The sequence below is a fragment of the Mitsuaria sp. CC2 genome (genome assembly GCF_048957715.1).
In the GTDB taxonomy this organism is placed as follows: Bacteria; Pseudomonadota; Gammaproteobacteria; order Burkholderiales; family Burkholderiaceae_C; genus Roseateles.
Window position 1 is genome coordinate 59,845 of the sequence record NZ_JARVXN010000015.1, and the last position, 20,414, is coordinate 80,258.

The 20,414-nt window shown below is 69.6% G+C and carries 17 protein-coding genes; 15 read left to right on the forward strand and 2 right to left on the reverse strand.

Features of this window, described 5'->3' with window-relative positions; genetic code table 11:
* Nucleotides 1-35: 35 nt before the first annotated feature.
* A complete protein-coding gene (locus tag PV762_RS10745) occupies nt 36-551 on the reverse strand; it encodes a hypothetical protein (protein WP_421035026.1) in 516 nt (171 codons plus the stop codon).
* 163 nt (nt 552-714) lie between these two features.
* Here PV762_RS10745 and gspG point away from each other — a divergent pair, with 163 nt between their 5' ends.
* The 13 genes from gspG to PV762_RS10810 all read left to right on the forward strand — a co-directional run bounded on the left by gspG (nt 715) and on the right by PV762_RS10810 (nt 16,161).
* On the forward strand, nt 715-1,155 hold the full coding sequence (gene gspG / locus PV762_RS10750) for a type II secretion system major pseudopilin GspG (protein WP_421035027.1): 441 nt from the start codon (nt 715-717) through the stop codon (nt 1,153-1,155).
* Nucleotides 1,156-1,207: 52 nt separating this feature from the next.
* On the forward strand, nt 1,208-1,690 hold the full coding sequence (locus tag PV762_RS10755) for a type II secretion system protein (RefSeq protein WP_421035028.1): 483 nt from the start codon (nt 1,208-1,210) through the stop codon (nt 1,688-1,690).
* Nucleotides 1,687-2,067, forward strand: a complete 381-nt coding sequence (gene gspI / locus PV762_RS10760; protein WP_421035029.1) for a type II secretion system minor pseudopilin GspI — start codon at nt 1,687-1,689, stop codon at nt 2,065-2,067. The genes PV762_RS10755 and gspI overlap by 4 nt, the downstream gene beginning before the upstream one ends.
* The gene (locus PV762_RS10765) at nt 2,067-2,714 is read left to right on the forward strand and encodes a PulJ/GspJ family protein (RefSeq protein ID WP_421035030.1); all 648 of its coding nucleotides are present in this window, start codon (nt 2,067-2,069) and stop codon (nt 2,712-2,714) included. Before gspI ends, PV762_RS10765 begins: the two co-directional genes overlap by 1 nt.
* Nucleotides 2,714-3,775, forward strand: coding sequence for a type II secretion system minor pseudopilin GspK (gene gspK, locus PV762_RS10770; protein WP_421035031.1), 1,062 nt, complete (start codon nt 2,714-2,716; stop codon nt 3,773-3,775). The genes PV762_RS10765 and gspK overlap by 1 nt, the downstream gene beginning before the upstream one ends.
* Nucleotides 3,776-3,931: 156 nt before the next feature.
* Entirely contained in the window at nt 3,932-5,170 is a 1,239-nt protein-coding gene (gene gspL, locus PV762_RS10775; RefSeq protein WP_421035032.1) for a type II secretion system protein GspL, read from the forward strand.
* Nucleotides 5,167-5,664 carry a type II secretion system protein GspM gene (gene gspM / locus PV762_RS10780; protein WP_421035033.1) on the forward strand — a complete coding sequence of 166 codons (498 nt, stop codon included), beginning with the start codon at nt 5,167-5,169 and terminating at the stop codon, nt 5,662-5,664. Before gspL ends, gspM begins: the two co-directional genes overlap by 4 nt.
* Before the next feature lie 3 nt (nt 5,665-5,667).
* A complete protein-coding gene (gene gspN, locus PV762_RS10785; protein WP_421035034.1) occupies nt 5,668-6,561 on the forward strand; it encodes a type II secretion system protein N in 894 nt (297 codons plus the stop codon).
* A 2-nt stretch (nt 6,562-6,563) separates the two neighbouring features.
* The gene (gspD, locus tag PV762_RS10790) at nt 6,564-8,852 is read left to right on the forward strand and encodes a type II secretion system secretin GspD (RefSeq protein ID WP_421035035.1); all 2,289 of its coding nucleotides are present in this window, start codon (nt 6,564-6,566) and stop codon (nt 8,850-8,852) included.
* Between the two features lie 13 nt (nt 8,853-8,865).
* Nucleotides 8,866-10,299 carry a type II secretion system ATPase GspE gene (gene gspE / locus PV762_RS10795; RefSeq protein ID WP_421035036.1) on the forward strand — a complete coding sequence of 478 codons (1,434 nt, stop codon included), beginning with the start codon at nt 8,866-8,868 and terminating at the stop codon, nt 10,297-10,299.
* A gap of 51 nt (nt 10,300-10,350) precedes the next feature.
* The gene (gene gspF / locus PV762_RS10800; RefSeq protein ID WP_421035037.1) at nt 10,351-11,562 is read left to right on the forward strand and encodes a type II secretion system inner membrane protein GspF; all 1,212 of its coding nucleotides are present in this window, start codon (nt 10,351-10,353) and stop codon (nt 11,560-11,562) included.
* Nucleotides 11,563-11,624: 62 nt separating this feature from the next.
* Nucleotides 11,625-12,524: a 5'-nucleotidase gene (locus tag PV762_RS10805; RefSeq protein WP_421035038.1), complete on the forward strand. Its 900-nt coding sequence runs from the start codon at nt 11,625-11,627 to the stop codon at nt 12,522-12,524.
* Nucleotides 12,525-12,633: 109 nt separating this feature from the next.
* Nucleotides 12,634-16,161, forward strand: coding sequence for a S41 family peptidase (locus tag PV762_RS10810; RefSeq protein WP_421035039.1), 3,528 nt, complete (start codon nt 12,634-12,636; stop codon nt 16,159-16,161).
* A gap of 157 nt (nt 16,162-16,318) precedes the next feature.
* Here the strand turns inward: PV762_RS10810 and tyrS are convergent, their stop codons facing one another.
* A complete protein-coding gene (gene tyrS / locus PV762_RS10815) occupies nt 16,319-17,566 on the reverse strand; it encodes a tyrosine--tRNA ligase (RefSeq protein ID WP_421035040.1) in 1,248 nt (415 codons plus the stop codon).
* A gap of 212 nt (nt 17,567-17,778) precedes the next feature.
* Here tyrS and PV762_RS10820 point away from each other — a divergent pair, with 212 nt between their 5' ends.
* Nucleotides 17,779-19,164, forward strand: coding sequence for a peptidoglycan DD-metalloendopeptidase family protein (locus tag PV762_RS10820; protein WP_421035041.1), 1,386 nt, complete (start codon nt 17,779-17,781; stop codon nt 19,162-19,164).
* A gap of 70 nt (nt 19,165-19,234) precedes the next feature.
* Nucleotides 19,235-20,365: an anhydro-N-acetylmuramic acid kinase gene (locus PV762_RS10825; RefSeq protein ID WP_421035042.1), complete on the forward strand. Its 1,131-nt coding sequence runs from the start codon at nt 19,235-19,237 to the stop codon at nt 20,363-20,365.
* Nucleotides 20,366-20,414: the final 49 nt, after the last annotated feature.

Consider the following 20,414-nt stretch of genomic DNA (forward strand, 5'->3'; position numbering starts at 1 on the left):
GCGCCTGGGCACTCGCACGCGCTACCTCTTCGGGATTACTTGATGGGGTTGGCGCTGCCGTCGCCGGGCGGCATCTGCGGCAGCGACCCGGTGACGGCCGTCGGCGGCACGATGCCGTCAGGTCCCGGCGCGCCGGCATGCGGCGGCATCTGCGGGCCGAAGTTCGGCGGAGGCGCCATGCCGCCACCCGGCGCGAACTGAGGCGGCTGTGCCGGCATGACCATGGACAGATCAGGCGCGCCCGGCGCGAGGCTCAGCCGCACCGTCACTGCGTCGCCGACGCCGAGCCCGACATCCCGTCGATTGATCTCGATCAGTTTCAGGTCGCCTTCGACCAGAGCGCCCATGCGCACGGGCTTGGGTGGCGCACCGGCGATGGCGATCAGCGCGACGCCTTCACCCGGATAACGCCCACCGGTGGTCGGCGCCACCACGCCCAACAACTGGAAGCGCGACGAGGCGGCCTCGACCGGCGTCTCCACCACCTTGGCGGCAGCGAACAATCGAGTCCAGTCGGCGGGCGCGCCTTCGGACACCGCCGAACGCGTCATGGCGGGCGCTTGAGGCCCCTTCACCATCAGCGTCAATGCCCAATAAGCGAGGCTCGCCGCCATCGCCGCCCAGACTACGAAGCTTAACCATCGTGCATGCATCCGACGATTATGATGCAGCGCGATGGGCCACCAAGGGCGGCCCCACGAGGATTGCAACACCATGCATCGACCCGTTTCCCTGTCCGCTCCGCGCCGCGCGCGCGGCTTCACGCTGATCGAACTGATCGTCGCCATCACCATCGTCGCCGTCATGGGCGCGGTGGTCGTGCCGGCGGTGATGAATCACGTGTCCGAAGCCCGCCGCACCGCGGCGCGCTCCGACGTCAACACGTTGATGCAGGCGCTCAAGCTCTACAAGATGGACAACGGCCGCTTCCCGAGCGGCGACCAGGGACTGGGCGCGCTCGTGGCCAAGCCCACCAGCGGCCCCGCGGCGCCGAACTGGAAGGTCTACATCGAGAAACTGCCCAAGGATCCCTGGGGCAATCCTTACCAGTACGACAACCCCGGCCTGAAGGGCGAAGTCGACATCTACAGCCTGGGCGCCGACGGCAAGCCGGGCGGCGAAGGCTCCGACGCCGACATCGGCTCCTGGGAATAAGCGCGCGGTCCGCCGTGCGTGTCCTCCCTCCCCTCGCCGACCGCCCAGCGCCGTGCGCACGCGTCCGTCCGGCCGACTGCTCCAGCGCGGCTTCACGCTGATCGAGCTGATCGTCGCGATCACGATCGTGGCGATCGCCAGCGCCACCGTTGCGGTCGCCGTGCGCGACCGCGCCGACGTGCAGTTGGAGCGCGAGGCGCTGCTGTTGGCCGCCGTGCTGGAAACTGCGCGGTCCGAAGCCCGCGCGGCTTCGCTGGACGTGCGGTGGGTCCCTGATTCGAACAGCGACGCCTCCCGCTACCGCATCACCGGTCTGCCGGTGGCGCTGATCAAGCGGCTGGATCTGGAGCGCCCCTGGCTGGGCGACCCGCCGATCGTCGAGATCGAGAGCGCGAACCCCACCGGCCGCGCGATCCGCCTCGGCCCCGAGCCGCTGATCGGCGCGCAGCGCGTGACGCTGATCCGCGGCGACCACCGCATCACGCTCGCCACGGACGGCCTGCGTCCTTTCGCCATCGCGAAGGGCGGCGCATGACCATCGGCATGCCTTCGTCGCGAGGCCGCGGCTTCACACTCGTCGAGGTGCTGGTGGCGGTGACGATCGTCGCGCTGTGCCTGGCGGCGGGGCTGCGCGCCGCCGGCGCAATGACCTCGAATTCCGACCGGCTGGCGATCAACTCGCTGGCCCAGTGGTGCGCCGAGAACGAACTCACCGAGATGCGTCTGACCAAGACCTTCCCGAGCATCGGCGACAACAGCGTCACCTGCGCGCAGCTGGGACGCGACTTCAACGTCAAGATGGCGGTGCGCGGCACGCCGAATCCGAACTTCCGCCGCGTCGAGGCCCAGGTCTTCGACGACCGCGACCGGCCGCTGCTGACGATCACCACCATCGTGGGACGCAACTCCTGATGCGCCGCTCGGCAGGCCCTTCCCGGCGCGCGGCGCGCGGGTTCACGCTGATCGAGGTCGTGGTCGCGCTCGTGGTGATGGCGATCATGTCGGTGATGGCGTGGCGCGCGGTGTCCGCGCTGACGACCAGCCGCGAGCGCAACGAGGCCGCGATGGATCGTGCCGAGACGCTGCAGACCCTGATCCGCCAGTGGGAGCTGGACCTGCGCGAGGTCCAGAAGAGCGACGTTTTTGACGCCCTGACCTTCGACGGCGCGACGCTGCGCGTCACGCGCCGGCGCGAGACCGGGCTGCAGCTCGTCGCGTGGCAACTGAAGGAAGGCCGGCTGGCGCGTTGGGAGTCGCAGACCCTGAACAGCGCCGACGCGCTGCGCGATGCCTGGTTCCGCAGTCAGCAGCTCAGTGCCAAGGAGATGCGCGAGCTGCCCGGCCTCGACCGCGTCACCGGCTGGCAGATGTACTTCTTCCAGCGCGGCGCCTGGGCCAATGCCCAGTCCACGCTGGACAAGGACACCGATCAGGCGAACAAGGACGCGGCGGCGACCAGCGCCGTGCCGGAAGGCGTGCGCATGCGGCTGCAATTCGGCGAGGACAGCGGCTACCGCGGCGAGCTGATCCGCGAAGTCGCCGTCGAGGGCGGCAGCTGATGCGTACCGCGCCTGCGCGCCCCCACGTGGCGACGCGTTCGCGACGCGGCGCGGCCCTGCTCACCGCGCTGCTGATCGTGGTGCTGGTGACGACCTTGTCCGCCGCGATGGTGTGGCGGCAGTCGCGCTCGATCCAGATCGAGGCGGCGGACCGCGGCCGCACCCAGGCGGACTGGGTGCTGCAGGGCGCGCTGGACTGGGCACGGCTGATCCTCAGCGAGGACGTCAAGTCCGGTCGCAGCAAGGCCGCGCAGAGCGACGACCTCGGCGAAGTGTGGGCGGTGCCGCTGGCCGAGGCCCGGCTGTCGAGCTTCCTGTCGCAGGACGAGAACAAGTCGGAGGATGCAGGCCCGGACGCCTTCCTGTCCGGCCACATCGAGGACGCGCAAGGCCTGTTCAACCTGCGCAACCTGGAGACGCAGCCGACGCAGCCCCAGGCCGGGCAACCGCCGGACGCGCAGGCCGTCCAGAAAGCCCTCGACAACCTGAATGCCGCGCGCCGCATCTTCCAGCGCGCGGGCATGAGCGCCTCGATCGCCGAACAGGTCCAGAAGAGCCTCATCGCCTCCGCGGGGGGCAAGGGCACGGACCAGCAGGGCGACGTGCCGCTGAGACCGGCGCGGATCGAGCAGCTGCGCTGGTTCGGCCTCAACGAGGAACAGGTGGCGCGCCTGGGCACCCTGGCGGTGCTGCTGCCGAAGGCGGGGACCACGCTGAACCTGAATACCGCGCCGCGGGAAGTCATCGCGGATGTCCTGGGCGTCGACCTCGGTGTCGCCGACAGCATCGTTCGCACCCGCCAGAGCAAGGCCTTCACGGCCTGGGACGACCGGCTTTCCAGCCTCGTGCCGGGGCTGCCCTCCACCGATACGCGCCGGGCGATGGCCGCCTTCACCTCGAACTACTTTTTCGTCGAGGGCCAGCTGCGCATGGACGATCGGATCCTGGCCCAGCGGTCGCTGGTGTTCCGGGACGGTACCAACGTCCGCGTGATGGATCGGCAGCGCCTGCTTCGCCAATCGGCATTGCCCGGCACGCCCGGCTACGGGGCCGCGCCGTGATCGCTGCGGACGACGTCGCGCGCGGCCCACAGGCGCTTGAAACGAATCGAAAGAAGAGGGACGGGATGCATGCACTTGTAAAAGCGCGACTACGGGCTTGCTCGGGGGCTTACGGCCCCGTTTCGTCACGCAAGCCCTCCTAGAATCCGCGATCCTATGAGTACCCTGCTCATCCTCCTGCCGGCCAGCCCGCCTCAGAACGGTGCCGCCCCGCTCGACTACGAATTCTGGTTCAGCCACGACGCACAGGCGCCGGCCCACGCACACGGGCGCGGTCAGCGCGCCGCGCTGGACGCGATGCCGCACGCCGATCGCGTGATGCTGCTGCTGCGCGACGACCAGGTCAGTTGGCTCCCCGCGCAATTGCCCAAGATCAAGGGCGCAAAGTTGCGCGCCGCGATCGTCGGGGTGATGGAGGACCAGCTGCTCGAAGACGCCGACCGGCTGCACTTCGCGCTGATGCCCACGCCCGACGCCGAGGGCCAGTCCCACTGGGTCGCCGTGACCGCCCGCGAACCGCTGCGCGAGCATCTGCAGGCGATGGCAGCGGCCGGGCTGCTGATCGAGGCGCTGCGGCCACTGTCGTGGCCGCAGATCGCCAAGCCCGGCGACGAGGACGTCGAGGAAGGCGGCCACGTCTACGCCGGTTCCGACGACCGCCCCCGCCTGCGCGTCTCGCGCGCCGACGGCGTCGCGACCTTCCCGCTGGACAGCGGCGGTCTGCGCGGCTGGCTCGGCGAGGACTGGTGGACCGCGGCCCCCGTGACCGCGAGCCCCGCCGCCTCGGCCGTGGCCGAGCAGTGGCTGGGCCGCAAGGTGCGGGTGCTCAACGACGCCGAGCGCGTCTGGGCGGCCCGGGAGGCGCCGGTCAACCTGCTGCAGTTCGACCTGACGCCGCGCCAGCGCGGCTGGCAGCGCGTGCACCAGGCCTGGCAGACGCTGCAGTCGCCGACGTGGCGTCCCTTCCGCTGGGGCGTCATCGGACTGATCGCCGTGCAGGTGATCGGTCTGAACGCGATGGCCTGGCAGCAGGGCCGCGCCATCGACGCGCGCAAGACCGAACAGGAAACGCTGCTGCGCCAGGCCTTCCCGCAGATCCGCGTCGTCCGTGACGCGCGCGCCCAGATGCTCCGCGAGACCGAAACGCTGCGCGGCGGCGCCGGTCAGGTCGGCCCCGGCGACCTCGAAGACCTGCTCGGCGCGGTGGCGAGGGTCTGGCCGCAGGGCGAGCCGCCGCTGCCCAACGTCCGATTCGAACAGGGCCGGCTGACGCTGGCCGGACTGACCCAGCCGCAACGCGCCCAGTTGCGCGACCGGCTCGGTCAGGATCCCGCGCTGCGCGTCTCCGAAGAAGGCGACGCGCTCCAACTCAGCCTGCGACCCGACAACCGATGAACGCCATCACGACCATGCGACGGGACCTCACGGCCCGCTGGCAGGCCGCCACCCCGCGCGAACGCCTGATCGTGCGGCTGACCGCGACGTTCGTCGGCCTGCTGCTGCTCTGGCTGATCGCACTGGCGCCGGCCTGGGCCACGCTGCGCAAGGCGCCGGGCGAGATCGACCGGCTCGACCGCGAGCTCCAGCAGATGCGGTCGATGGCGCTGCAGGCGCAGACGCTGAAGCAGGCGGTGCCGGTGTCCACCGAGCAATCGATGACCGCCCTGCGCGCCGCGACGGCCCGACTGGGCCCCTCCGCTGAACTGACCATCACCGGTACGCAGGCCCAGCTGCGGCTGCGCGGCGTGCCCGGCGGCGCGCTGGCGATGTGGATCGGCGAGGCGCGCCAGGGCGCGCGCGCGCGTCCGCAGGAAGCCGAACTGCAAGCGGGGCCGCAGGGCTACACCGGTCGCCTGACCGTCGTGCTGCCGGCCGCGACGGGGAACTGAGCGATGGCCAAACAACCCCGCTTCATGGAGTCGGCTTTCGTCCAGTCGGCCTTCATGCTCCTGGCCGCGCCGGCCAAGGCCGTGGCGCTGGTCCGCACCGACCGTGGCGCGATGCGCTGGGCGGTCGTCGGCGCCGTGCTGGGCCTGCTGACCGCCATCGTGGTCTGGGCGCCCGCGGCCTGGCTGGCCAAGGCCGCAGCCTCGGCGACGAATGACCGGCTGCTGCTGGCCGACGCGCGCGGCAGCCTCTGGAACGGCAGCGCGCGCGTGATCCTCAGTCCCGGCGAAGGCAGCCGCGACGCGAGCGAACTGCCGCAACGCCTGGGCTGGACGCTGCGACCGGCCTGGATCGACGGCGGCCCGGGCGTGCGCCTGACGCTGGACCAGTCCTGCTGCATCAAGCCGGCGGCGCCGGTGACGGCGAGCTTCGGCCTGGACCGGCTCACCGTGCGCCTGCCCGACGCGACACCCGAACAGCCCTGGATCCGCTGGCCCGCCGCGTGGCTGGTCGGGCTGGGCACGCCCTGGAACACACTGGCGCCGGACGGTGTCATCGCCGTCAGCGCGCAGGGCTTCGTCTTCGAAGGCAAGGGCAAGGCGATCGCCGTGAGCGGCATGGCCCAGGTCGAACTGCGCGACTTCTCGTCGCGCCTGGCGCAGGTGTCGCCGCTGGGCAGCTATCGCATGGGCCTGGTGGGCGGCGGCGCGGCGCCGCAACTGATCCTGTCGACGATCCAGGGCCCGCTGCAACTGAGCGGGCAGGGCACCCTGGGCGCGACGCGGACGCAATTCCAGGGCGAGGCCACGGCCGCGCCCGGCAGCGAAGCCGCATTGGCCAATTTGTTGAACATCATCGGGCGGCGCCAGGGGGCGCGCTCGATCATCTCGGTGGGATGAGCATGAACAAGCACATGATGCGACCGACGGCGCTGGGCGTCGCGATCACCCTGATCGCGGGCAGCCTGCCGATGCAGGCCGGCGCACAGTCGACGCAGCAGAACCGCCGACAGCCGGCCGTGCGCGCGAGCACGCCGGTCACGCTGAACTTCGTCAACACCGACATCGAGGCGGTCTCCCGCGCGATGTCCGCCGCGCTGGGCAAGCCCATCCTGGTCGATCCCCGAGTCAAGGGCACGATGACGCTGACGGCGGAGACGCCGGTCCCCGTGCAGGAGGCCTACCTGAGCTATCTGGCCGCGCTGCGCGGCATGGGCTTCGCGATGGTCGAGACCGGCGGACTCCTCAAGCTGGTGCCCGAAGCGGAAGCCAAGCTGCAGACCGGCGCGGTGACCATCGCCGGCGAGTCGCGCACGCGCGGCGACCAGGTGGTGACGCAGATCTTCAAGCTCAGTCACGAGAACGCCAACAACCTGGTGGCGGTGCTGCGTCCGCTGATCACGCCGAACAACACGATCAACGCCAACCCGGGCAACAACAGCCTGGTGATCACCGACTACGCCGACAACCTGCAGCGGATCAGCCGCATCGTCGCGGCGCTGGACCAGCCCTCGAACACCGACATCGAGGTGATCCCGCTGCGCAACGCGGTGGCCTCGGACATCGTGCAACTGGTGCAGCGGCTGTCGGACGGCGGCGGCGCGCAGGGCGTCCAGGTGCAAGGCGGCGCGGGCGGCGGCAGCGGCAGCGTCATGGCCGATCCGCGCAGCAACGCGCTGATCGTGCGCGCGGCCAATCCGGCCAAGCTGATGCAGCTGCGCGCGATGATCGCCAAGCTCGACCAGCCCAGCAGCGACACCGGCGGCAGCATCCGCGTGATCTACCTGAAGAACGCGGACGCGGTGCGCCTGGCCACGGTGCTGCGCGCGGCGTACACGAACAACGCGGGACCGGGCGCGGGCGGCTCCAACAGCAGCGGTCAGGGCGGCACCGGCAACTTCGCCGGCGCACAGACCGGCAGCGGCGGACAGTCGGGCGGTTTCGCGGGCAACAGCTCCTCGTTCGGCGGCAGTTCGTCGAGCTCCGGCAGCAGCGGGTCCAGCGGCAGCGGCGGCTCTTCGACGCAGGTCGGCCAGACGGCGCAGGTGAACACCGGCGGTTTCGTGCAGGCGGATCCGGCGACCAACTCACTGATCATCACGGCGCCGGAGCCGATGTACCGCCAGATCCGCGCGGTCGTCGAGCAGCTCGACACGCGCCGCGCGCAGGTCTACGTGGAAGCGCTGATCGTGAAGGTCGACGCCAGCAAGGCCGGCCAGTTCGGCGTGCAGTTCCAGCAGCTGTTCGGCGAAGGCGCGATCGGAACCAACTTCGGCACCGGCTTCTCGAACATCCTGAACTTGACCGCCGCCACGGCCGGCGGCACCACGGGCGTCAGCAGCGCGATCTCCAGCGGCACGATCCCCACCGGCCTGAACGTGGGCATCATCAAGAAGGTCGGCAGCCTCTACACGCTGGGCGCCATCGCCAACGTGCTGGGTTCCGTGGCCGGCACCAATGTGCTTTCCACGCCCTCGCTGATCGTCCAGGACAACGAGGAAGCGGACCTGTTGATCGGCAGCAACGTGCCGGTGCTGACCGGCAACTCGACGACCACGTCGGGCACCACCACCAGCCCGTTCCAGACCTTCGAGCGCCGCGACGTCGGTCTGCGCCTGAAGGTGCGCGCCACCGTCGGCGAAAACGGCACCGTGCGGATGAAGGCGTATCAGGAGAACTCGAGCGTGGTCACGGGGGTGGCGAACTCGGCCACGCAAGGGCCGACCTTCGACAAGAGCGCGGTCGAGACCTCGGTGACGCTGGAAGACGGCCAGGTGCTGGTGATGGGCGGCATGCTGAAGGACGAGTACACCGACGGCGAGGACAAGGTGCCGGGCCTGGGCGACATCCCCATCCTGGGCAACCTGTTCAAGAACCAGAGCCGCAAGCGGACCAAGTCCAATCTGATGATCTTCCTGCGCCCCGTCATCCTGCGCACGCCGGAAAGCGCCGCGGCGCTGACGATGGACCGCTACGACGCGATCCGCGCCTATCAGCAGGAGTCCCAGCCGAAGAGCACCCTGGTGCTGCCCGACACCGGCGCGCCGCTGCTGCCGGAAAGGCCGGCGTCGACGCCAAGCGGCACGCTGCCCCAGCAGCTGCCGCTTCCGGTGTATCCGGCCTCGTCGCCGGTGCCGGGCGCCGCCACGCCGAGCAACACCAACCCGCCGAGCAACCCGCAAGGCCGTTGAGCCCGGAGCGATCATGGCCAGCCGCCATCCCCTTCCCTACGCCGTCGCCAAGGCGCAGCAGCTGCTGATCGAGGACGACGGCCAGCAGCGCACGCTGTGGGCCTCGCCGGCGCTGACGCTGCCGGTGCTGTCGGAGCTGCAGCGCGTCTACGCGCCGACGCGCATCGAATGCCTGAGCGTGGCCGAGCTCTCGACACGCATCCAGTCCGCCTACGCCGGCGGCGAGGACAACGCGGCGATGGTGATCGGCGAAGTCGAAAGCGCCGTCGACCTGTCGCGCATGATGCAGGACCTGCCGGCGGTCGCCGACCTGCTGGAGGCCGCGGACGACGCGCCCATCATCCGGATGCTCAACGCGCTGCTGACGCAGGCTGCGAACAACGGCGCGAGCGACATCCACATCGAGCCTTACGAGCGCGAAAGCTCGGTGCGATTCCGCGTCGACGGCACCTTGCGCGAGGTGGTCCGGCCGAACCGCGCGCTGCACGCGGCGCTGATCTCGCGGCTGAAGATCATGGCGGAACTCGACATCGCCGAGAAGCGGCTGCCGCAGGACGGCCGGATCTCGCTGCGCATCGGCGGCCGCGCGATCGACGTGCGGGTGAGCACGCTGCCCTCGGCGCACGGCGAGCGCGCGGTGCTGCGTCTGCTGGACAAGTCGGAATCGCGCTTCACGCTGACGGCCCTGGGCATGGACGGCGAGCGCCTGGAGCGTTTCCAGCGCGTGGTCCAGCAGCCGCACGGCATCGTGCTGGTGACGGGCCCGACGGGTTCGGGCAAGACGACGACGCTGTACGCGGCGCTGCAGACGGTGGACACGTCGACGACGAACGTGCTGACCGTCGAGGACCCGATCGAATACGAACTGCCCGGCATCGGGCAGACGCAGGTGAACTCGCGGATCGACCTGACCTTCGCGAAGGCGCTGCGCGCGATTTTGCGCCAGGACCCGGACGTCATCATGATCGGCGAAATCCGCGATTACGAGACGGCGCAGATCGCGATCCAGGCCTCGCTGACGGGTCACCTGGTGCTGGCGACGCTGCACACGAACGACGCGGTGAGCGCGGTGACGCGTCTCACCGACATGGGCGTGGAGCCCTTCCTGCTGAGCTCATCGCTGCTGGGCGTGCTGGCGCAGCGGCTGGTGCGCAAGCTGTGTCCGGTGTGCAAGTCGCCCGAGCCTCTGCCCGGCGGCGGCACACGCTACCACCCGGTGGGTTGCCCGGCCTGCTCGAGCAGCGGCTACAAGGGCCGGACCGGCGTGTACGAGCTGATGGTGAGCAATGACGCGATGCGCAGCCTGATCCACAACCAGGCGCCGGAGTCCGAGCTGCTGGCGGCGGCGCGCGCAAACGGCCTGCGCTCGATGCGCGAGGACGGCGACCGGCTGGTGGCGGCGGGCGTCACGTCCGAAGAGGAAGTGCTGCGGGTCACGCGCGAGTGATCGCTTTGATGCCACGGCCACACGAGCAGTAGAGACACGAGGTTCCGAGCGATGCCTGCCTTCAAGTACGACGCCCTGGATGCGTCCGGCAAATCCCGCACGGGCCTGCTGGAGGCGGACACGCTGAAAGCCGCGCGCTCGCAGCTGCGCACGCAGGGACTGGTGCCGCTGGACGTGAAGGCGGTGGCGGCGCAGCCGGGCAAGAAGGCGCGTTTCGCGCGACGCGCGTTCAAGGCGGCAGGGCTCGCGGTGTGGACGCGGCAGCTCGCGGGACTGATCTCGGCGGGACTGCCGCTGGAACGCTCGATGGCCGCGTTGGCCGATGAAGCCGAAGATCCACGCCAGCGCGAACTGATGTCGCAGCTGAAGGCGGAGGTCAACGCGGGTTCGTCGTTCGCGCGTGCGCTGGGCACGGCGCCGCGCGAGTTCGACGACGTCTACCGCGCGGTGGTCGCCGCGGGCGAACAGAGCGGCGCGCTGGGTCCGGTGCTGGAGAGCCTGGCGGACGACCTCGAGGAACAACAACGCCTGCGCTCGGAGCTCTTCGGCGCGCTGGCGTATCCGGTCATCGTCTGCATCATCGCGGTGCTGGCGGTGAGCTTCCTGCTGACCTACGTGGTGCCGCAGGTGGCGGCGGTGTTCACGCAGACGCGGCAGACGCTGCCGCTGCTGACGCGGATCATGATGGGCACCTCCGACGTGCTCCGCAACTGGGGCTGGGTGATCCTGATCATCGTGGTCGGCGGCTTCATCGGCACGAAGCAGCTGCTCAAGCGCGAAGGACCGCGACAGCGCTTCGACGCGGCCTTCCTGAACCTGCCCTTGCTGGGCCGGCTCGCGCGCGGCTACAACGCGGCGCGGTTCTCGGGCACGCTGGCGATGCTGGCGGGCGCGGGCGTGCCGATCCTGAAGGCGCTGCAGGCCGCGGCGGAGACGCTGTCCAACAGCGCGATGCGCGCCGACGCGATGGACGCGCTGGCGCAGGTCCGCGAGGGCGCGCCGCTAGGCGCGGCGCTGGCCGGCAAGAAGCGCTTCCCGGGGCTGCTGTCCATGTTCGCGCGACTGGGCGAGCAGACGGGTCAACTGCCCGACATGCTGCAGCGCGCGGCCAAGCAGCTCGGCAATGAAGTGAAGCGCCGCGCGATGACGCTGGCCACCCTGCTGGAACCGCTGCTCATCGTGGCGATGGGCGGCGTGGTGATGCTGATCGTGCTGTCGGTGCTGCTGCCGATCATCGACATGAACAAGCTGGCGGCGCAGTAAGCGCCCCACCGGCGCCCCGGGCGCCGGTGCTTCGAGTCGGTCGGCGGCCTATCATCGGGTCCATGCCCGCCTCTCTCGACGGCCGCCTGGTGGTGGCCCTTTCCTCCCGCGCGTTGTTCGACTTCGAAGAGGAGAACCAGCTCTTCGAGAACAGCGACGACCGCGCCTACATGCGCCTGCAGCAGCAGCGCCTGGACGAACCCGCCAAACCCGGCACCGCGTTCTCCCTCGTGCGCAAGCTGCTCGCGTTCAACGCGCCCGGCGGGACGCCCCGCGTCGAGGTCGTCGTGCTGTCGCGCAACGACCCGATCTCCGGCATGCGCGTGTTCCGGTCGGCCCAGCATTACGGCCTGAACATCGAGCGCGGCGTCTTCACGCGCGGTCACAGCCCCTGGCGCTACCTCAAGCCGCTCAAGGCGCAGCTCTTCCTCTCCGCCAACGAGGACGACGTGCGATCCGCGCTCGTCGCGGGCGTCGCCGCGGCCCGTGTTTTCCCGCAGTCGGCGCGCGCCTCCGCCGCCTATCCGGATGAACTCCGCATCGCCTTCGACGGCGACGCCGTGCTCTTCTCCGACGAGGCCGAACAGATCTACCAGCGCGACGGCCTCGACGCCTTCCAGGAGCACGAGATCGCCCGCAAGCTCACGCCCCTCCCCGCCGGCCCGTTCAAGCAGGTGCTGCATGAGCTGCAACGCCTGCAGGACGCGCCCGCCGTGCCGATGCGCCTGCGCACCGCCCTGGTCACCGCCCGCAGCGCGCCCGCCCACGAGCGCGCCATCCGCACGTTGATGGACTGGGACGTCGAGGTCGACGAGGCGATGTTCCTCGGCGGCCTGCCCAAGGGCGAATTCCTCCGAGAGTTCGAGCCCGACTTCTTCTTCGACGACCAGCACGGCCACGTGCAGAACGCCGTCCCGCATGTGCCCGCCGGGCACGTGGCCATGGGGGTGACGAACCGCTGAAGACTTTCGCGGCGCCAGAATCCGCGCCGCATGACTTCCGGCTGCCGTCAGGCCGGGCCCCCTCCACGCTCCGACGCTCCGCCCCGGACTCCCACAAGGAAGACCCACGATGCGCATCACGCTCCGCCGCCTGGCCATCGCCACGGCCTGCTCGATGGCCACCCTCGCCATCGCCGCCGAATCCATGGCCACCGCGACCGCCGCCGCAGGGACCGCCGACGCTGTCGCCCGCAACGCCCCGGCCCGGCCCGCCGTCACCGATCCCTCGCTCGGCTTCTACCGCCAGCCCGCGCTGCGCGGCGACCGGCTGGTCTTCGTCGCCGAGGGCGATCTCTGGCAGGCCAGCACCGCCGGCGGCACCGCCCAGCGCATCACCACCCACGGCGGCGCGGAGACCTTCCCCGCCGTCTCTCCCGACGGACGCTGGATCGCGTTCGTCGGTCAGCAGGAGTCGGCCGGGGACGTCTTCGTGATGCCGGCGGTCGGCGGCATCGCCCGCCGCCTGACCTGGGATACCGGCGCCGTGCGCGTCTGGGGCATCACCGCCGACAACGAGGTGCTCTACTCCGGCGCCACCGAGCGCGGCGAACCCGGCACCCAGCTGCATCTGGTCTCCCTGGTCAGCGGCGCGCACCGCGCGCTGCCCGTCGGCCAGGCGAGCGACGGCGCACTCAGCGCCGATGGCAAGACCTTGTACTTCACCCGCAACGGGCTGCGCGGCGACAACGCCCGCCAGTACCGCGGCGGCGCCCTCGCCCGTCTGTGGGTGATGGACCTCTCCGGCACCGCCGAAGCCCGGCCGCTCTTCGCCGAAGGCGCGAACGACCGCCGCCCGATGCCCTACCAGGATGCCACCGGCGCCGCACGCGTCGCCTTCCTGTCCGACCGCGACGGCACCTTCAACCTGTGGTCCGTGAAGGCCGACGGCTCCGATCCGCGCCAGCACACCCGTCACAAGGGCTGGGACATCCGCCACGCGAGCCTGGACGGCGCGCAGGCGGTCTACGCGCTGGGCGCGGACCTCTATCGCATCGACCTCAACAGCAGCGGTGGCGGCAGCGGTGGCGGCAGCGTTGGCAGCAATGGTGGCGGCAGCGCCGCCGAGCAGAAGATCACCCTGCGCCTGGCCGGCGACTACGACCAGCAACGCAAGCGCTGGATCGCGCGTCCGCAGGACTTCCTGACCGGCGTCTCGCTCTCGCCCAACGGTGAGCAGGTGGTGATGACCGCGCGAGGCCGCCTCGCGACCCAGGGCGTCGGCCCGCTGCGCCGCGCCGAACTGCCGGTGCCGGCCTCCGCCGACGACGCGGGCCGCTGCCGCGATTCCGCCTTCAGCGGCGACAGCCGCGACGTCTTCGCGTTCTGCGACTTCAGCGGAGAATTCGAGCTCTGGCGCTTCGCCGCCAACGGCACCGGTCAGCCCCGGCAGATCACCGAAGGCGCCACCGTGCTGCGTCGCAGCCTGTCGCCGTCGCCGGACGGCCGCTGGATCGCGCACACCGACAAGGAGGGGCGCCTCTTCCTCACCGACCTCAGGAACCCTTCACGCGCCGCCGCCACGCGCGAGGTCGACCACGACACGCTCGGCGACGGCGCCGCGTCGCTGAGCTGGTCCGCCGACGGCAAGGCCCTCGCCTTCGTCCGCACCACGACCAATCCGTACCGCGAGCAGCTGATGCTGCTGACCGTCGCCGACGGCAAGGTCCATCAGCTCGGCAGCGACCGCTACGCCGCCACCGCACCGGCCTTCAGCCCCGACGGCCAATGGCTGTACTTCCTGTCGCGCCGCAGCTTCAGCGTGACCGGCAACCCCGGCCCGTGGGGCGATCGCAACATGGGGCCCTATTTCGACAAGGGCTGGAAGATCTACGCGATCGCGCTGCAACCGAACCTGCGCTTCCCGTTCGCCGCGCCGGATGAACTGCAAGGCATGAAGGCCAAGGAAGAGGCCGAGGTCCGGGAGCAGGAGAAGGACAAGCCCGACAACAAGGAGTCCAAGCAGAAGGTCGAGGAAGCCAAGGCCGACGCAGCCAAGGAAGCCAAGCCCGCCGCGCCACCCGCCTCGAAGGGTGGCAAGCCGGAGATCCAGATCCCCGGACTGGCGTTGCGCCTGTACGAGGTGCCGGCCGCCGCAGGCAATTACAGCCTGCTCGCGGTCGATTCCAAGCGCCTGTACGTGCAGGAAGGCGCCGCCCTGCGCCAGCTGCCGATCGGACCGCAGGAGTCCAAGCTGGAGACCTTCGCCGACGGCGTCGTCGCCTGGGACCTGAGCGCGGACGGCAAGAAGCTGATGATCCGCCGCGCGGCCGCACCGGGAGCCGCGCCGGAGATCCTGATCGTCGACGCCGGGCCGAAGCTGCCGGGCGATCTCGACAAGTCGCGCGTGCGCTGGGCCGACTGGCAGATCGCCGTCGACCCGAAGGCCGAATGGCGGCAGATGTTCAACGACGCATGGCGCATGCAGCGCGATTTCTTCTACGACAAGGACATGCACGGCGTGGACTGGGCCGCCATGCGCGCCAAGTACTTCCCGTTGACCGAGCGGATCACCGAGCGCGGCGAACTCGCCGAGCTGATGGCGCAGATGGTCGGCGAACTCAGCCTGCTGCACAGCCAGATCGCGCCGGGAGAGCTCCGCAAGGGCGCCGAGGAACCCGGCTACGCCGGCCTGGGCGCGCAGCTGGAGCGCGATCCCAAGGGGAACGGCTGGAAGATCGCCCGCATCTATGCCGGCGATCCGGAACTGCCGTCCGAAGCGGCGCCGCTGGCGGCGCCCGGACTGAACATCGCCGAAGGCGCGGTGATCACGCAGATCAACGGCCGCAAGGCCGCATCGGTGCCGGACCCGAGCGAGCTGATGCGCGGCCAGGCCGGCAAGCAGGTGCTGCTGCAGATCCGCGAGCCCTCGGGCAGGGAGCGCCCGGTCGTCGTCACGCCGGTCGACATGCGACGCGAAAGCCAGCTCCGCGTCAACGACTGGCGCTTCAGCCGCGGCAAACTCGTCGACAAGGCCGCCGACGGCAAGATCGGCTACCTCCACCTGCGCGCGATGACCCGCGATGACATCGGCGACTTCGTCCGCGAGTTCTACGCGCAGAGCGAGCGCGAAGGCCTGATCATCGACGTCCGCCACAACAACGGCGGCAACATCGACAGCTGGATCCTGCAGACGCTGCTGCGCCGCGCCTGGGCGTTCTGGCAACCGCGCTCGCCGTATGGCAGCAAGCCGTATCCGAACATGCAGCAGGTCTTCCGCGGCAAGGTGGTCGTGATCGCCAACGAGGAAACCTACTCCGACGGGGAAACCTTCTCCGAAGGCTTCAAGCGTCTGGGCCTGGGTCCCGTCATCGGGAAGACGACCTCGGGCGCCGGCGTCTGGTTGTCTGACCAGAACCGCTTGATGGACAACGGTCTGATGCGATCGGCCGAGAACGGCCAGATCACCATCGACGGTCAGTTCCTCGTCGAAGGCAAGGGCGTGACGCCGGACATCGAGGTCGACAACCCGCCGCGGGCAACCGCGAACGGGCAGGATGCGCAGCTCGACGCCGCGATCTCCTGGCTCAAGGACGCGATCGCGAAGGATCCGATCAAGACACCGAAGCCGGGGCCGTATCTGCGGCCGATCAAGCAGTAACCGCGCACCGTCGAGCGCGGCCCTGCACAGGGTAGGAGGCCTCGCGTCCGCGAACCTCCCACCCTGTTCCGGTCCCGGCAGCACTCGCTGTCCACCATTGAAAACGGGAGGCCTCTGCCTCCCGTTTGTCGTTGCTGGCGCGGTTGCTGCCGCGCGTTCAGCTCAGCGTGACGCGCGCAAACTGGCGCTTGCCGACCTGCAGCACCATGGTGCCGGCCTCGACCTTCAAGGCCTTGTCGCTGATCGTCACGCCGTCGATCTTGACGCCGCCCTGCTCGATCTTGCGATTGCCCTCGCCATTCGACGGCACCAGGTTGGCCGCCTTCAGCAGCGCCGCGATGCCCATCGGGGCGCCGCTCAACGCGACCTCGGGGATGTCGTCCGGAATGCCGCCGCGGGCCCGGTTGTTGAAGTCGGCCTCGGCGTCTTCCGCCGCCTGCGCACTGTGGAAACGCGCGGTGATCTCCTTGGCGAGCATCACCTTCGCTTCCTTGGGATTGCGACCGCCCTCGATCTCGCGCTTCAGCGCGGCGATCTCCTCGATGGACTTGAAGCTCAGCAGGTCGAACCACTTCCACATCTGCACGTCGCTGATCGACAGGATCTTGGCGAACATGCCGTTGGCCGGCTCGGTGATGCCCACGTAGTTGTTCTTGGACTTGGACATCTTCTCGACGCCGTCCAATCCCTCCAGCAGCGGCATCGTCAGGATGCACTGCGATTCCTGGCCGTATTCGGCCTGCAGGTGACGACCCATCAGCAGGTTGAACTTCTGGTCGGTACCGCCCAGCTCCAGATCGGCCTTCAGCGCCACCGAGTCGTAGCCCTGCATCAGCGGATAGAGGAACTCATGCACCGAGATCGGCGTGCCGGCGGCGTAACGCTTGGTGAAGTCGTCACGCTCCATCATGCGGGCGACGGTGTACTTGGCCGCCAGCTGGATCAGGCCTCGCGCGCCGAGCGGGTCGCTCCATTCGCTGTTGTAGCGGATCTCGGTGCGGGCCGGGTCCAGCACGAGGCTGGCCTGCTTGTAGTAGGTCTCGGCGTTGTGCTTGATCTGCTCCGGCGTCAGCGGCGGACGCGTGGCGTTGCGTCCCGACGGGTCGCCGATCATGGAGGTGAAGTCGCCGATCAGGAAGATCACCTGGTGCCCCAGGTCCTGCAGCTGGCGCATCTTGTTCAGCACCACGGTGTGGCCGACGTGGATGTCGGGCGCCGTCGGGTCCAGGCCAAGCTTGATCCGCAGGGGCTGGCCGGTGGCCTCGGAACGCGCCAGCTTCTTCAGCCATTCGTCCTGCGGCAGCAACTCCTCGCAGCCCCGGAGCGATTGCTGCATCGCATGACGGACGCGGTCGGTGACCGGAAATTCGGGGGCGGACGGGGCGGGGGTTCGGATGTCAGACATGGCGTTTCAAAACCCGCACGGGCTTACGTAAAGTCTTGATTTGCCGGGTTTTCTAGCAGTTGTAACCCGGGGTCGCCGCTATACTTTCGGCTGATTTTGCGGGGCGCCAAGAGGGCAATTCACGTGCCTGGTTTGACGTTGCAGCGCAAGGCGTTGATTCTAGTGGACGGTCAACGGCACTCCTCAGGCTTCAGAAAGGGCTTCGGCGCGTGATGAATTGGAATGACGAATGGCAGCGCGTTCAGCGCACCCTCGCTCGCGCCGAGTCCTTCGCGGCCAAACACCCGCGCGCCCTGACCGGCACCGTGGTCGGTGTGTTGAGCTGCTTCGCCGTGACCGCCTTCGGCGTCGCGCCGCTGGCCCCTGATGCGGCAGATCTCCCGCAACGCGTCGTCTCCGAATCCATTCCGCTGCAGTCGCTGGACGAGCAACTGGCCGATCTGGCCGCGTTCGATCCGGGCCTGTCGCGCAGCGACGTGACCCGCTCCGCCGACACCGCCGATGCGCTGCTCAAGCGCATGGGCGCCTTCGATCCCGCCGCCGCCGCGTTCCTGCGTTCCGACGAGACCGCCAGGAAACTGCTGACCGGCCGCGTCGGCAAGCGCGTGCAGGTCGTCGCGACCGCCAGCGGCGAGGTGCAATCCCTCATCGCCCGCTACGCCGCCGAGGCCACCGAGCAGCAGGACACCCACTTCACCCGCCTGAGCATCACCCGCCAGGGCGACAAGTTCGTCTCCAAGCTGGAGACCGCAACCTTCGAGACCCAGACCCGTCTGGGCAGCGGCACGATCCAGTCCTCGCTGTTCGCCGCGACCGACGAAGCCAATGTGCCCGACGCGATCGCGACGCAGCTGGCGGACATGTTCTCGGGGGACATCGACTTCCACCGCGAACTGCGCAAGGGCGACCGCTTCTCGCTGGTCTACGAGACCTTGACCGCCGACGGCGAACCCATCACCTGGGGCAACCGTTCCGGCCGCCTGCTCGCCGCCGAGTTCGTGAACAACGGCAAGAGCTACCAGTCGGTGTACTTCCGCGACCCGACCAGCGGCAAGAGCAACTATTACGGCTTCGACGGCGAGAGCAAGCGCCGCTCGTTCCTGGCGAGCCCGATGGAGTTCTCGCGCGTCACCTCGGGCTTCGCGATGCGTTTCCATCCGATCCTCCAGACCTGGCGGCAGCATCAGGGCATCGACTACGGCGCCCCGACCGGTACCGCGGTGCGCAGCGTCGGCGACGGCAACGTCGAGTTCGCCGGCTGGCAGAACGGCTTCGGCAACGTCATCCAGCTCAAGCACAGCGGCAACCGGATGACGGTCTACGCCCACCTGAGCCGCATCGACGTCAAGAAGGGCCAGAAGATCGAACAGGGCCAGAAGATCGGTGCCGTCGGCTCGACCGGCTGGGCGACGGGTCCCCATCTGCACTTCGAGTTCCGCGTCAACGGCAAGCAGCAGGATCCGCGCGTGATCGCCCGCGCCTCGGAGGCCGTGACCCTGCCCGCGACCGCCAAGGCGGCATTCAAGTCGCAGGTCGCCAGCGCGAAGAATGCGCTGGAGGCGGCCGCCTCGATCCACGACGGCGTCGTCGGCGAGTAAGCAGGACGGCGCGCACACCCAGCGCTCCGCCGCCTCGACCCGGATTTCCTGACTTCCCGAGCATCCGGCCATGAAGAAGTCCGGCACCGAGCTCTACATCGGACTGATGTCCGGCACCTCGCTGGACGGCGTCGATGCGGTGCTGCTGCGCGCCGAGTCCGATGGGCGCGTCCAGGCCCTCGCCCACGAATACCAGCCCTTCGGCGCTGAGTTGCGCGCGGAACTGCTGGCACTCAACAGTCCCGGCAACAACGAACTGCAGCGGGCCGCGCTCGCCGGCAATGCGGTCACGCGTGCGTACGCGCAAGCGAGCCGGGCGCTGCTGACATCGCAGCGGCTCGTGCCGCAGCAGGTCCGTGCACTCGGCGCGCACGGGCAGACGGTACGACACCGCCCTGGCGAGTTCGACGGCACTGGCTTCACCTTGCAGTTGCTCAATGCCCCCCTGTTGGCGGAGCTCAGCGGCATCGCGGTCGTTCATGATCTGCGCAGCCGCGATCTGGCCGCCGGCGGCCAGGGCGCGCCGCTGGTGCCAGCCTTCCATCGCGCCGTGCTGGCGCAGGAAGGCACCGACGTCGTCGTGCTGAACGTCGGCGGCATCAGCAATGTGAGCCTGCTCTGGGCGGACGGCCGCAGCGGCGGCTTCGACTGCGGTCCCGGCAACTGTCTGATGGATGGATGGATTCATCGCCATCAAGGCGCCGCGTATGACGCCAGCGGCCAATGGGCCGCGCAGGGCCAGGTGCACACCGGGCTGCTCAACGCGCTGCTGGACGAGCCCTACTTCCGACAGACACCGCCGCGCAGCACGGGGCGGGACCTGTTCCACCTCGACTGGCTCGACGGCCGGATCGAGGCGCATGCGCCGCGCGCTCCGGCCGTCGACGTGCAGGCGACACTGCTGGAGCTGAGTGCACTGTGCGTGCTCGACAGCCTGGTCGCCTTCGCTCCGGGCGCCTGGCGTGAGCTGCTGGTTTGCGGTGGAGGCGCCTTCAACGACACGCTGCTGAAGCGCCTGCAGGCGCTGCTCCCCACCGTGGCCGTCCGCACCACCGCGGCCAAGGGACTTCCCCCCATGCAGGTCGAGGGCGCTGCCTTCGCCTGGCTGGCCATGCGCCATGTACGCGGGTTGCATGGCAACCTGCCGGCGGCGACCGGCGCATCGGGCCCGCGCGTGCTGGGCAGCTATACGCCCGCCTGACCACGCAACCCAGAAGCGACAAGACCGCCCGAAGGCGGTCTTTGTCATC

Bases quoted from the DNA above. Each gene is read 5' to 3' on its own strand.
- gspI (WP_421035029.1), top strand. From the start codon at position 1,687: ATGACCATCGGCATGCCTTCGTCGCGAGGCCGCGGCTTCACACTCGTC.
- PV762_RS10820 (WP_421035041.1), top strand. From the start codon at position 17,779: ATGAATTGGAATGACGAATGGCAGCGCGTTCAGCGCACCCTCGCTCGC.
- gspE (WP_421035036.1), top strand. From the start codon at position 8,866: ATGGCCAGCCGCCATCCCCTTCCCTACGCCGTCGCCAAGGCGCAGCAG.
- PV762_RS10765 (WP_421035030.1), top strand. From the start codon at position 2,067: ATGCGCCGCTCGGCAGGCCCTTCCCGGCGCGCGGCGCGCGGGTTCACG.
- gspK (WP_421035031.1), top strand. From the start codon at position 2,714: ATGCGTACCGCGCCTGCGCGCCCCCACGTGGCGACGCGTTCGCGACGC.
- PV762_RS10810 (WP_421035039.1), top strand. From the start codon at position 12,634: ATGCGCATCACGCTCCGCCGCCTGGCCATCGCCACGGCCTGCTCGATG.
- gspG (WP_421035027.1), top strand. From the start codon at position 715: ATGCATCGACCCGTTTCCCTGTCCGCTCCGCGCCGCGCGCGCGGCTTC.
- gspF (WP_421035037.1), top strand. From the start codon at position 10,351: ATGCCTGCCTTCAAGTACGACGCCCTGGATGCGTCCGGCAAATCCCGC.
- PV762_RS10825 (WP_421035042.1), top strand. From the start codon at position 19,235: ATGAAGAAGTCCGGCACCGAGCTCTACATCGGACTGATGTCCGGCACC.
- tyrS (WP_421035040.1), bottom strand. From the start codon at position 17,566: ATGTCTGACATCCGAACCCCCGCCCCGTCCGCCCCCGAATTTCCGGTC.
- PV762_RS10745 (WP_421035026.1), bottom strand. From the start codon at position 551: ATGACGCGTTCGGCGGTGTCCGAAGGCGCGCCCGCCGACTGGACTCGA.
- gspN (WP_421035034.1), top strand. From the start codon at position 5,668: ATGGCCAAACAACCCCGCTTCATGGAGTCGGCTTTCGTCCAGTCGGCC.
- PV762_RS10805 (WP_421035038.1), top strand. From the start codon at position 11,625: ATGCCCGCCTCTCTCGACGGCCGCCTGGTGGTGGCCCTTTCCTCCCGC.
- gspM (WP_421035033.1), top strand. From the start codon at position 5,167: ATGAACGCCATCACGACCATGCGACGGGACCTCACGGCCCGCTGGCAG.
- gspL (WP_421035032.1), top strand. From the start codon at position 3,932: ATGAGTACCCTGCTCATCCTCCTGCCGGCCAGCCCGCCTCAGAACGGT.
- gspD (WP_421035035.1), top strand. From the start codon at position 6,564: ATGAACAAGCACATGATGCGACCGACGGCGCTGGGCGTCGCGATCACC.